The following is a 12,345-nucleotide window of genomic DNA, read 5'->3' as shown; positions in this document are numbered from 1 at the left end:
CAGGTAAGGATCGACAATGAAGCTCGGGATGATCGGCCTCGGCCGGATGGGCGGCAATATGGCGCGCCGGTTGATGCAGGGCGGGCACCAGATCGTCGCCTTCGATCGCGATCCCGATGCGGTGGCGAAGCTGGTCGCCGACGGCGCGGAGGGCGCCGCCTCGCTCGTCGAGGTGCGCGGCAAGCTCGACAGCCCGGCGATCTGGTGGGTCATGCTGCCCGCGGGCGCCATCACCGAACAGACGGTCGCGGCGATCGCCGAGGGCGCGAAAGCCGGCGACATAGTGATCGACGGCGGCAACAGCTTCTACAAGGACGACATCCGCCGCGCGAAGATGCTGGCGGACCGGGGCCTGAAATATGTCGATGTCGGCACGTCCGGCGGTGTCTGGGGCCTCGATCGCGGCTATTGCATGATGATCGGCGGCGACGACGAGACGATGCGGCTGCTCGATCCCGTGTTCGAGACCTTGGCGCCGGGCGCAGGCAAGATCCCGCGCACGCCGGGCCGCGTCCATGACAAGGTCGATCCGCGCGCCGAGAAGGGGTACATCCATGCCGGCCCGCCGGGAGCGGGGCACTTCGTCAAGATGGTCCATAACGGCATCGAATATGGCCTGATGCAGGCCTATGCCGAGGGCTTCGACATCCTGAAGTCGAAGTCGAGCGACAAGCTTCCCGAAGACGAGCGGTTCGACCTGAACCTGACCGACATTGCCGAAGTCTGGCGGCGCGGCAGCGTGATCTCGTCCTGGCTGCTCGATTTGACCGCGATCGCGCTCGCGAAGGACTCGATGCTGTCGCAGTTCAGTGGCCATGTCGCCGATTCGGGCGAGGGCCAGTGGACGATCGACGCGGCGATGGAGGAGAAGGTGCCGGCCAATGTGCTGACCGCCGCGCTCTTCGCCCGCTACCGCAGCCGGATCGAGCATACGTTCGGCGACCAGGTGCTGTCGGCGATGCGGTTCGGGTTCGGTGGGCATACCGAGATCCCGCAGTGACAGGTCACGGCTGGTCGGCTTGGCTGCGCTGTTTCGCTCCCCTCCCCTTCAGGGGAGGGGTCGGGGGTGGGGCGCTTCCACAAGCGAAGGTCTATGGGGAAGCGCTCCACCCCAACCCCTCCCCTGAAGGGGAGGGGCTATTATGATCCGGCTACTCGTATCCGACGTCGACGGCACGCTGGTCGACAAGCAGAAGCATCTGACCGATGGCACGATCGCTGCCGTGCGCCGGCTGGCAGCGGCGGGGGTCGGGTTCACGATCATCTCGGCGCGGCCGCGATCGGGGTTGATGCCGCTGGTCGAGGCGTTGGCGCTGGATGCCCCGCTGGCGGCATTCAATGGCGGGATCATCTTCCGCCGCTCGGGCGAGGTGATCGCGCATCATCCGATCGACCCCGAGGTGGCGGCCGGCGTGCTCGACGCCGCGCAGGGCGAGCCGGTCGATATCTGGGTGTTCGCCGACGATCGTTGGTATGCCTCCACCGATCGGGGCGTTCATGTCGAGCATGAGCGGGTCGCCTCCGCGCAGGAGCCGGTGGTCACCACCGACTTCGCCGAGCTGATCGCGCGCGCCGACAAGATCACCTTCGTCAGCGACGACGAGCCGGTGCTGCGTGCGCTGCACGAACAGATCGCGCCGCTGTACGACGCGAGGGCGACGATCGCGCAGAGCCAGACCTATTATCTCGACGTGACGGCCAAAGAAGCCAACAAGGGCGCGGGCATTTCCAGCCTTGCCGAGGCGTTCGACGTGCCGCTGAGCGATACGGCGGCGATCGGGGATCAGGCGAACGACTTGCCCATGCTGGACCGCGCGGGCCTCGCCATTGCCATGGGCAATGCCCCGCAGGCGGTGAAGGATCGCGCCGGCGCCGTCACGCTCGCGAACGACGCCGATGGCGTCGCGCACGCCATCGATACCATCATCCTAAAAGGGGATCATACCGGATGAAGCACCTCGTCGCCTTCGACCTCGACGGCACTCTCGCCGAAAGCAAGCAGCCGCTGAAGGACGATATGGGGGAGGCGCTGGCCGACCTGCTGGGCGTGGCGCATGTCGCGGTGATCTCGGGCGGCGACTGGCCGCAGTTCGACAAGCAGGTTGCGAGCCGCCTGCCGGAACGCGCGGATCGCAGCAAACTGTGGCTGATGCCGACAACCGGGACCAAGCTCTACACCTATCGCGACGGCGCGTGGTCGGCGGTCTATGCCGAGCTGTTCGACGATGCGACCAAGGCGAAGATCCTGGAGGCGTTCGACGCCTCGCTGGAAGCGACCGGCTTCGTGCCCGAGCAGACCTGGGGCGAGCGGATCGAGGATCGGGGCAGCCAGATCACCTTCTCCGCGCTCGGCCAGCAGGCGCCGATCGACGCGAAGGAACATTGGGACCCCGACTTCGCCAAGCGCAAGGTGATCCAGGCCGATCTGCGCCAGCGGCTGCCGAGCCTGTCGATCAACATGGGTGGCGCGACCTCGATCGACATCACGCAGGAGGGGGTCGACAAGGCCTATGGCCTGAAGCGGCTGCGCGACGAGAGCGGCATCGCGCTCGACGCGATGATGTTCATCGGCGATGCGATCTTCCCTGGCGGCAACGACTATCCCGCCAAGGAACTGGGCCTCGACACCGTCCGCGTGCGCGATCCGCAGGAGACGCTGAGCGTGATCGCCGCCATCGTCGCGTGTCAAAAATAAATATGGATCAACCCGATTCGGGCGGCCCATGAGCCGTCCTACCGTACGGGCAATTGCGTCAGCGTAACGAAAGGTCCATGTCTCTTACCGAACAGGGACTTTTCGTGCGCGTATGGCATCTCACAACCCGTTGCCGGGACCAGGCCTCGACCAGACGGGCTGCGATCGCGAACCCATCCACATTCCCGGATCGATCCAGCCGCACGGCCTGTTGCTGATCGCCGAGGCCGCCAGCCATCGCGTGGCGGCGGCGGCTGGGGATGTGGAGGGGCGATTGACGCCCGACTGGCTGGGCGGCGACCTTTCGGACCTGCTCGGCCAAAGCGTTCCTGCGCTGCTGGAAGGCGTGATGATCGGGCCGGGCGGCACGGTGATCGGCGTGCCGGTGACGGTCGACGGACAGCGCTGGGACGTCGCCCTCCACCGTAGCGGCGAGTATCTGATCGCCGAGCTGGAGCCCGCCGCGGCCGATCCGCCGACCGCGGGCGCGATGATGAGCCGGCTGGAGCTGATCGCCCAGCAATTCGAGCGGGCGACCGATCTTCAGGGCCTGTGCGAGCGGGCGGCGATCGTGTTCCGCGGGCTGACCGGGTTCGACCGGGTGATGATCTATCGCTTCCTCGACGACGATGCCGGCCGCGTCGTGGCCGAGGATCGCGATCCGGCACTGGGCGCCTTCCTCCACCACCATTTCCCTGCCTCCGACATTCCGCGCCAGGCGCGCGCTCTCTACGTCCGCAACCGCACGCGGGCGATCCCCGACGTGGAGTATGAGCCGGCGCCGATCCGGCCGGCAGAGCTTGCGGGGATCGACCTGTCCGATGTGGGCCTGCGCAGCGTGTCGCCGATCCACGTCCAGTATCTGCGCAACATGGGCGTCGGCGCCTCCGCGTCGATCTCGATCGTCAAGGACGGGCTGCTCTGGGGGCTGATCGCCTGCCATCACGACAGCCCCCGGCTGCTGCCGGCCGACATCCGCCAGGCGGCCGCGCTGCTCGCCACCTCGCTGGCGCGGCAGATCCGCGCCAAGGAGGAAGCCGAGGCCTATCGCGAGCGGCTGCGGTTGCGTTCGGCCGAAGACGGGCTGGCCTTGCGACTGGCGGACGGACCGGCGCTCGAGAGCGCGGTGGAGCGGACCGCACCGGAGCTGCGGGCGCTGCTCGGCGGCGACGGCTTCGCGCTCGTGACCCCGCGGCGGGTGATCACCGACGGGGACTGTCCGCCGGAGGATAGGTTGCGCGATCTCGCGATGCGCGCGCGCGGGCAGGTCGCCGCCGATCCCTTCGCGACGCATGAGGCGGGCGCGGTATGGCCGGACCTGACCGGCGCGTTCGCGGGCGTGCTGGCGCTTCCGCTGATCGAGGGAGACGCGACCCTGCTATGGCTGCGCGTCGAGCAGGTCACTGAGGTGGAATGGGCCGGCAACCCGCACAAGGCGGTACCGGCGACACCCGGCGCGACGCTGACCCCGCGCGCGTCGTTCGCGACCTGGACGGAGGCGGTGCGCGGGCGCGCCCGGCGCTGGACGCTCGAGGAGGTGGAGGCTGCCCGCAGGCTGCGCCGCGCCTTCGAGGATGCGCGGCGGACGCGCGAGTTGCGCGACGTCAACGCCGTGCTGACCCGAACGCTGGCCGACAAGGATGCGCTGCTGGTCCAGAAGGACGTGTTGATGAAGGAGGTCGACCACCGGGTGCAGAACAGCCTGCAGCTGGTCGGCGCCTTCCTGTCGATGCAGGCCCGCGCCGCAGGGCCCGGTGCGCTCGCCGAGCAGCTGGGCGAGGCGCAGGCGCGGCTGTCGGCGGTGGCGCTGGTCCATCGCCGCCTGTACCGCGACGACCAGATCGGCACGGTCGATCTGTCCCGCTATCTCGACGAACTCATCGCCGACATGAAGGCGTCGTTCGGCGGCGACTGGGCGGCGCAGATGCGGGTCGATCTGGCGCCGGTACTGATCCAGACCGACCGGGCGGTGAATGTCGGGCTGATCATGACCGAACTGGTCATCAACGCCACCAAATACGCCTATGCCGGCGCGCCGGGGCCGATCGCCATCGCGCTGGAGCAGCACCGCAACCGCCTGCGCCTGATCGTCGCGGACGAGGGGACCGGCAAGCACGGCGACAATAGCGGCTTCGGAAGCCGGATGATGGCGGCGATGGTCGCGCGGCTCGACGGCGAGATCGCCTTTCTGGACAATACGCCCGGGCTGCGCGCGATCCTGACCGCACCGATCCTGGCGGACTGAGCCCGGCGGCGCGGAGGGAGCGGCCCGCCGTGAGGTCAGGCGGGCTGCGCCACCGGCTCTTCGGTGTGCGCCGGGGCGATCTGGTCGATCAGGCCCTGGCGGCGGGCGACGATGGTCGGGACGAGCGCCTGGCCGGCGACGTTCACCGCGGTCCGGCCCATGTCGAGGATCGGATCGATCGCGAGGAGCAGGCCCGCCCCTTCCAGCGGCAGGCCGAGCGTGGTCAGCGTCAGCGTCAGCATCACCAGCGCGCCGGTCAGCCCGGCAGTCGCGGCCGAGCCGATGACGGAGACGAGGACGACGAGCAGATAGTCGGTCGCGTGGAGCGGCACATGGTAATATTGCGCGACGAACAGCGCCGCGACCGCGGGATAGATCGCGGCGCAGCCGTCCATCTTGGTCGTCGCGGCGAAGGGAACGGCGAAGGCGGCGTAGCTGCGCGGCACGCCGATCCGCTCCACCGCCGCTTCGGTCACGGGCAGCGTCGCGATCGAGGAGCGCGACACGAGGCCGAGCTGGATGGCCGGCCAGGCCGCGGCGAAGAAGCGACCGACCGACAGGCCGTTGAGCCGGAGCAGCGCCGGATAGACGACGAGCAGGACCAGTCCGAGACCGAGATAGATGGCGCCCGCAAAGCTGCCCAGCGCCGCGAGCGACTGCCAGCCATATTGAACCACCGCATGGCCGAGCAGGCCGGCGGTGCCGATCGGGGTCAGGCGAACTACCCAGCGCAGGACGCGGCGGAAGATGGCGAGCGCCGCGGCGTTGAAGGCGAGGAAGGGGGCGCCCGCCTCGCCGGTGCGCACCGCGGCGACGCCGATGGTGATCGCCACGACGATGATCTGGAGGATGTTGAACGACAGGCCGGTGGTCAGCGAGCCGTCATCGGCCTGTTTCGTGGACGCTGCCAGGCCCAGAATGTTCGCCGGCACCAGCCCGCGCAGGAAGTCGAGCCACGATCCGGTCGTGCCCGGCCGTACGGCGGCGGCGGCGTCGACGCCTGCCTGCACGCCGGGCTGGATCAGGGTGCCGAGGGTGAGGCCGATCGACACGGCGATCAGGGCGGTGATCGCGAACCAGACGAGCGTGCCCGCAACCAGCCGCGCGGCGTTGCCGAGGTCGCGGAGCGCCGCGATCGACGCCACGATCGCGGTGAAGACCAGTGGCACGACGAGGACGCGGAGCAGCTGGACGAAGGTTTCGCCGACGATGCGCAGGCCCTCGGCCAGAGCCGGGCTGCCGCTCTCGCGCGCCCAGAAGCCGAGGGCGAGCCCGGCCGCCATGCCGGTGAATACCTGGGTGCTGAACGATATCCGCTTCATCGGGTGAAAATGGTCGTCGGCGCCGAACTTTCCCAGCAAATTCGCCTGGCACTCCGCGATAGCGGCGCTTTCGGCAGAGCGCAGGGCCGTACCTCCGCGGGATCGTCGGGACTGCCGCCCGACCCTGCACTTTGACCTTGATCAAAGCGCTCCATGCGGATCGTTGACAGTCCGTTTCGATATGTCATGTCCTTCCAGTTGATGCCGCTCCGTCATCTTTCCGCACCGAATGCGCCCGCCGACAGCTGGCCGGCAGGCGGTGGGGAGTGCGGCCGGCTGATCCGCGAGCGCGACTGGTCGAACAGCGGATTGGGACCGGTCGCCAGCTGGCCCGCGGCCCTGCGCATCACCGTCTCGAACATGCTGGGCTCGCCCGTCCCGCAGGTGCTGATGTGGGGATCGTCCCATGTCATGCTGTACAATGACGGCTATATCGACATCGCGGGCTGTCGCCATCCGCAGGCGCTGGGCGGGCTGGTCGAGCAGACCTGGCCGGAAGTGTGGGACTGGAACCGCGACATCCTGGCCCGCGGCTTCGCCGGGGAAGTGGTCGGCTATCGCGACCAGCCGGTGACGCTGCACCGAAACGGACGCGACGAGCATCTGTACTTCGACCTGTTCTACACTCCGGTTCGGGACGAGGCGGGGCGGGTGGAAGGGGTGCTGTGCACCGTCATCGACAACAGCGCCCGCGTCAAGGCGGAGCAGGAGGCGGGACGGCGCGAGGCGGAGATGCGCCTGCTGACCAACGCGCTGCCGGTGATGATCGCCTATTTCGACCGCGATCTGGTCTGCCGCTTCGCCAACACCGCGCTGGCCGACTTTCTGGGGATGAAGCCGGACGACGTGCTGGGCCGGCACTGGCGAGAGCTGGCGGGCCCCGACGGGGCCGAGCGGGCGCCGCTGGTCGGGCGGGCCCTGGCCGGCGCGCCGATGCAGACCGAGACCACGCTGATCCACCGCGACGGCAGCGCGCGCCGGGTGGAGATCCGCTACATTCCGCGGATCGGCAGCGACGGCAGCGTCGCCGGCTTCCAGTCGCTGACCTTCGACGTCGAGGAGCGGGTCCGCCGCGAGGAGGCGCTGGCGGTCAGCAACAGCCGCTTCCGGTCGGCGATGGATGCCGTGCACGGCGTGCTGTGGACCACCGACGGCGACGGCCGGATGGTCGACGAGCAGCCGGGCTGGGCGGCGCTGACCGGTCAGAGGGCGGAGGACTATGCCGGCTATGGCTGGACCACGGCGGTCCATCCTGCGGATGTCGAACCGACGCTTGCCGCCTGGCGGCGGGCGATCGAGACGGGGGCGCCCTATGCCTTCGAGCATCGCGTCAGGCGGTTCGACAACCAGTGGCGCGTCTTCCTGATCCGCGCGGTGCGCAGCCTGTCGCCGGAGGGCCGGGTGATCGGCTGGGTCGGCGTGCATACCGACATCACCGAGCGGCGCGCGGCTGAGGAGGCGCTGCGCGAACAGGCCGCGGCACTGACCCGTCAGATCGCCCATCGCCGCCATGCCGAGGAGCAGCTGCGCCAGCTCAACGAGACGCTGGAGGCGCGGATCGTCGCCGAGATCGCCGAGCGCCGGCAGGCCGAGATGGCGCTGGTGCAGGCGCAGAAGATGGAGACGATCGGCCAGCTGACCGGTGGGATCGCCCACGACTTCAACAACCTCCTCCAGATCGTGTCGGGCAACCTGCAACTGCTGGAGCGCGACGTCGCCGGTGACGAGAAGGCCTATCGCCGCGTCGCCAATGCGATGGCAGGCGTAGAGCGCGGCGCCAAGCTGGCTTCCCAGCTTCTCGCCTTCGGCCGGCGTCAGGCGCTCGAGCCGCGCACCGTCAACATCGCGCGGCTGATCCACGGCATGGATGCCATCCTGCGCCGCGCGGTCGGCGAGGCGGTGGCGATCGAATGGGAGATCGCGGACGCGCTGTGGAACACCTTCGTCGATCCCGCGCGGGTCGAGAATGCCCTGCTCAACCTCGTCATCAATGCCCGCGATGCGATGGAAGGGCAGGGACGGCTGACCATCGCGCTCGCCAATGCGACCTTGCCGGCGGGCGACGAGCATGTCGCGGGCGACTATGTCCGCCTGTCGGTCGCGGACACCGGATCGGGCATGCCGCCGGAGATCGCCGACCGTGTCTTCGAACCCTTCTTCTCGACCAAGCGCGAGGGCAAGGGGACGGGGCTGGGGCTGTCCATGGTCTATGGCTTCGTCCGCCAGTCGGGCGGCCATGTCGTGCTGAAGACGGCGCCGGCGCGGGGCACGACGGTCGAACTGTACTTCCCGCGCGCGGCCGGGGCCGAGGAGGACGAGCGCATCGTCGGCGAGGCCGAGGCGGTGGGCGGGACCGAGACCGTCCTGGTGGTCGAGGACGACGAGGCGGTGCGCGCGACCGTGGTCGAGATGTTCCGCGACCTCGGCTATACGGTGTTGACCGCGGCGAGCGCCGACGCCGCCCTCGCGATCCTGGCGGACGACCGGTCGATCGACCTGGTCTTCACCGATGTCGTCATGCCCGGCCGGATCGACAGCGCGGCAATGGCGCGCGCGGCGCAGGCGGGCCGCCCCGACCTCGCCGTGCTGTTCACCTCCGGCTATGCCGAAGACGGCGCGGGCAATGGCATCGTCCACGGCGGCCGGCTGGATCCGGGGCTGGAACTGCTGCCCAAACCCTACTCGCGCGAGGCGCTGGCGCGGCGCGTGCGCCAGGTGCTGGCGCGGCGCGGCAGGGCGGCGGACGAGCCGTTGCTGTCGATCCCGCCCCACCAGAGCCCGGGTGTCCATCGATGATCGCCTTCCACATCCTCTGGCCGGTCTTCGGCTTCGTCGCGCTGGTCTTCACCGTCGCGATCCTGACGGTGCGCGAGCGCGTCGCGTTCATGAAGCGCCAGCCGCCGCGGCGCGAAGACTTCACGACCAGTGCGGCCGCGACGCGCTACTTCGAGGGTGCCGGCCGGGCGGCGGACAATCTGCGCAACCTGTTCGAGATGCCTGTACTGTTCCTCGTCCTCGTGCCGCTGCTGACCGGGACGCGGCAGGCCGGGATCGCGCAGGTGCTGCTCGCCTGGATCTTCGTCGCGTTGCGCGTGCTGCACAGCCAGGCGCATATCGCGGGCGCGGTGCGGCTACGCTTCCGGCTGTTCCTCGCCTCGAACGCGGTGCTCGCCGCGATGTGGATCGGGTTCCTGATCGATTTCAGCATCGCCGCCGTCCATTATGCCAGCGTCATGGACCGGCTCGCGCAACCCTGATCGCGGCCGCGACGTTCGGCCTTCCAGTCGATGACGAGGAAGTGCCATGGCCGACGACGACAAGGATGCGATCTACGCCGATTTCACCGATGCAGTGAACATGACGCCGGCCGAGCTGGAAAAATGGCTGAAGACCGAGGAGAGCCGCGAGAGCGGCACCGGTGTCGGCCATGACATGGGCGAGCATATCGTCGCGATCCGCCACAAGAAGAAGGCGGATCTCACCGACGAGGATTATGCGCAGATGAAGAAGGTGACGGGCTATGTGCACCGCCACCTGAAGCAGGGCGGTCCGGAAGAGGACAAGGAGCATTCGCCCTGGCGTTATTCGCTGATGAATTGGGGGCACGATCCCCTGAAATAGCGGGCCTCAGGCCCTTCGACCGCGCTGACCGGAGGCGCGCCGATCCTCGTCCGGCTCTAGGCGGCCTCGCGCTCGCGCCGGGCGGCGAGATGCCGGGCTTCCTCGACCAGAACCGGGCGGCTGAAGTAGAAGCCCTGCACCTTGCTGCACCCGAAGTCGCGGACCATGTGGTGCTCCGCCTCGGTCTCGACGCCTTCGGCGGTCGTGGCCATGCCGAGGCTGCGGGCCAGCGCCACGACGGCGCGGATGATCGCGGTGGCCTCCGGCGCGCCCTTCGCGGCGCCCTGCACGAAGCTGCGGTCGATCTTGATCGTCGAGAAGCGGGTGCGCGACAGATAGCCCAGCGAGGAATAGCCGGTGCCGAAATCGTCGAGCGAAAGCCGCACGCCCAGTTCCAGGATCCGCTCCAGGACCTTGGTCGCGCCCATGCCCTCGTGCATGAACACGCTCTCGGTGACCTCGAGCTCGAGCCGCTCTGGCGCCAGGCCGGAAGTGGCGAGGGCCGAGGCCACGGTGGTGACGAAATGCGGGTTATGCAGCTGCTCGGGCGAGACGTTGACCGCGACCCGGGCATGGCCCGGCCAGCGCGCCGCCTCGTCGCACGCGGCGCGCAGAACCCAGTCGCCGATCGGGACGATCAGCCGGGCATCCTCCGCCAGCGGGATGAACTTGGCGGGCGAGACGTTGCCGAAATCGGCGCTGTTCCACCGGAGCAGGGCCTCGAAGCCGGTGAGCAGGCCGGTATCGGCATCGACCACCGGCTGATAGGCGAGATACATCTCGCCCTTCTCCAGCGCCTGACGCAGCGCCTGTTCGAGCACCCGGCGCTCCTCCGCCTGAGCATGGAGGCGCGGCTCATAGGCGTGGAAGACGCCGCCGCCGGCATCCTTCGACTGGTAGAGGGCCAGATCGGCGGAGCGGATCAGCTCCTCGGCGGTCTTGCCGTCGCGCGGGCCGATGGCCAGACCGACGGACGCGCCGATATGCAGCGTGTGCTCGTCGACGTCATAGGGCCGGGACAGCGTCTCGATGATCCGGCGGGCAAGCTGTTCGATCGCGAGCAGGTCCGAGGCGTCGCGCACGACCACCGCGAACTCGTCGCCGCCGAGCCGGCCGCACATCGCATTCTCGGTCATCAGCCGCGCCAGCCGCTCGGCCACCCGGCTGAGCAGGCGATCGCCGACCTGGTGGCCGAGGGTGTCGTTGACCGCCTTGAACCGGTCGAGGTCGATCATCATGAAGGCGCAGCGGCTGCGCCACTTCTCGGCATCGAGCAGCGCGCGGACCAGCACCTCGTTGATCGACAGGCGGTTGGGCAGGCCGGTCAAGGTGTCGGACCGGGCCATGCGGTTGATCTTGTCGGCGGCGTCGCGCTGCTGCGTCACGTCGGAGCCGACGCCGCGGAAGCCGCAGAAATTGCCCCGCTCGTCGAAGCGCGGCGAGGCGGCAAGCTCCCACCAGCGCTCCTCGCCATTGACTCGGACGGGCAGGCGCAGGTCGCGGAAGCTCTGCCGCGCCTTCAGCTTTTCGGACAATTGCCGCAGGCCGGGGGCGAAATCGCCCGTCTCCCAGGCGGGACCGGCGAGCACCTGGAGGAACGGCATGCCGTTGATGCTGACGAGGTCGAGCCCGCAGGCCAGCGCGAAGCGCGGGCTGGCCTTGACCACCCGCCGGGCATTGTCGGTCTCCCACAGCCAGTCGGCGTCGGATTCCTCGAACTCGCGCAGGAGCAGGCTGACCGTCTCGTCGCGCTCCTCCAGGGCGATCGATGCCGCGCGAAGGGCGACCAGCGTGTGCGCGCGGCTGATGCAGATCGCGGCGAGCAGCAGGGCGAAGAGGAGGACGCCGAAGGCCGCCGGCAGCTCGCCGTCGACCGCGAGGCCGATCGCGACGCTGCCGCCGAGGCCGAGGACGAAGCACAAGGTCGCGAGCACGAGGGGCGCCATGGCGAAGGCGGCGGCGGTCATCAGGATTGCCAGGATGATGCCGGACCCCGGCGCGGTCTGGGTCGGCGCCTCGTGGCAGAAGACCATCGGCACGACCGACCAGACCGCAGCGAGCGCGAGTCCCTCGATCGCGGTGTTGCGGACATCGACCGGCTCGGCATAGCCGTCGGCGCCGCTGTGCACGCGCCGCCGCCGCCACATGATATAGGCCGCGACCCCGCTGGTCACCGTGCCCCAGATACCGAGTTGGTGCGCCGGCACCCAGAAATGCATCAGCGTGGCGAGGGCGATTACCGAGGCGAGATTCGCCGCGAGCATGAACGGCGCGAGCGCTCGCCCGGCATAGAGCTGGGCGGCGCGGATCCGGCCCCATTCGACTCGATCCTGCCCCTCGTGCAGCGCGAGGAGCTGCGCGAGGCCTATCCGAACCGGCTGCAGGGGAGAGGGATGCTGGGCCACGATGCGGACCCTAACGGCGAAGAGTTAGCGGATCGTTTCCGTAACTTGGCGACCTGA

The 12,345-nt window shown here is 69.1% G+C and carries 9 protein-coding genes; 7 read left to right on the top strand and 2 right to left on the bottom strand.

The window, feature by feature from the left end; genetic code table 11:
* The first annotated feature begins 16 nt into the window (after positions 1 to 16).
* From gnd to IEX18_RS02505, 4 genes are all read left to right on the top strand, one after another.
* On the top strand, positions 17 to 1,000 hold the full coding sequence (gene gnd / locus IEX18_RS02520) for a phosphogluconate dehydrogenase (NAD(+)-dependent, decarboxylating) (RefSeq protein WP_188657076.1): 984 nt from the start codon (positions 17 to 19) through the stop codon (positions 998 to 1,000).
* Between the two features lie 142 nt (positions 1,001 to 1,142).
* Positions 1,143 to 1,952, top strand: a complete 810-nt coding sequence (locus IEX18_RS02515) for a Cof-type HAD-IIB family hydrolase (protein WP_188657075.1) — start codon at positions 1,143 to 1,145, stop codon at positions 1,950 to 1,952.
* The gene (locus IEX18_RS02510) at positions 1,949 to 2,695 is read left to right on the top strand and encodes an HAD-IIB family hydrolase (RefSeq protein ID WP_188657074.1); all 747 of its coding nucleotides are present in this window, start codon (positions 1,949 to 1,951) and stop codon (positions 2,693 to 2,695) included. Before IEX18_RS02515 ends, IEX18_RS02510 begins: the two co-directional genes overlap by 4 nt.
* Positions 2,696 to 2,825: 130 nt before the next feature.
* Positions 2,826 to 4,940: a histidine kinase dimerization/phosphoacceptor domain -containing protein gene (locus IEX18_RS02505; protein WP_229664318.1), complete on the top strand. Its 2,115-nt coding sequence runs from the start codon at positions 2,826 to 2,828 to the stop codon at positions 4,938 to 4,940.
* 35 nt (positions 4,941 to 4,975) lie between these two features.
* Here IEX18_RS02505 and IEX18_RS02500 read toward each other — a convergent pair whose 3' ends face one another.
* Positions 4,976 to 6,262, bottom strand: coding sequence for a dicarboxylate/amino acid:cation symporter (locus IEX18_RS02500; RefSeq protein WP_188657072.1), 1,287 nt, complete (start codon positions 6,260 to 6,262; stop codon positions 4,976 to 4,978).
* Positions 6,263 to 6,448: 186 nt separating this feature from the next.
* On the opposite strand from IEX18_RS02500, the gene IEX18_RS02495 reads away from it, so the two are divergent.
* Genes IEX18_RS02495 through IEX18_RS02485 form a run of 3 tightly spaced genes read left to right on the top strand, consistent with a single transcriptional unit; the run spans position 6,449 to position 9,883 of the window.
* Positions 6,449 to 9,058, top strand: a complete 2,610-nt coding sequence (locus tag IEX18_RS02495) for a hybrid sensor histidine kinase/response regulator (protein WP_229664317.1) — start codon at positions 6,449 to 6,451, stop codon at positions 9,056 to 9,058.
* Positions 9,055 to 9,519, top strand: coding sequence for an MAPEG family protein (locus IEX18_RS02490; RefSeq protein ID WP_188657071.1), 465 nt, complete (start codon positions 9,055 to 9,057; stop codon positions 9,517 to 9,519). Before IEX18_RS02495 ends, IEX18_RS02490 begins: the two co-directional genes overlap by 4 nt.
* A 46-nt stretch (positions 9,520 to 9,565) precedes the next feature.
* The gene (locus IEX18_RS02485; RefSeq protein WP_188657070.1) at positions 9,566 to 9,883 is read left to right on the top strand and encodes a DUF3140 domain-containing protein; all 318 of its coding nucleotides are present in this window, start codon (positions 9,566 to 9,568) and stop codon (positions 9,881 to 9,883) included.
* A gap of 56 nt (positions 9,884 to 9,939) precedes the next feature.
* Here IEX18_RS02485 and IEX18_RS02480 read toward each other — a convergent pair whose 3' ends face one another.
* Positions 9,940 to 12,288 carry a putative bifunctional diguanylate cyclase/phosphodiesterase gene (locus tag IEX18_RS02480; protein WP_229664316.1) on the bottom strand — a complete coding sequence of 783 codons (2,349 nt, stop codon included), beginning with the start codon at positions 12,286 to 12,288 and terminating at the stop codon, positions 9,940 to 9,942.
* Positions 12,289 to 12,345: the final 57 nt, after the last annotated feature.

Source organism: Sphingomonas metalli (assembly GCF_014641735.1).
GTDB classification, from domain to species: domain Bacteria; phylum Pseudomonadota; class Alphaproteobacteria; order Sphingomonadales; family Sphingomonadaceae; genus Sphingomonas; species Sphingomonas metalli.
This window is presented reverse-complemented; position numbering and strand designations above follow the sequence as displayed.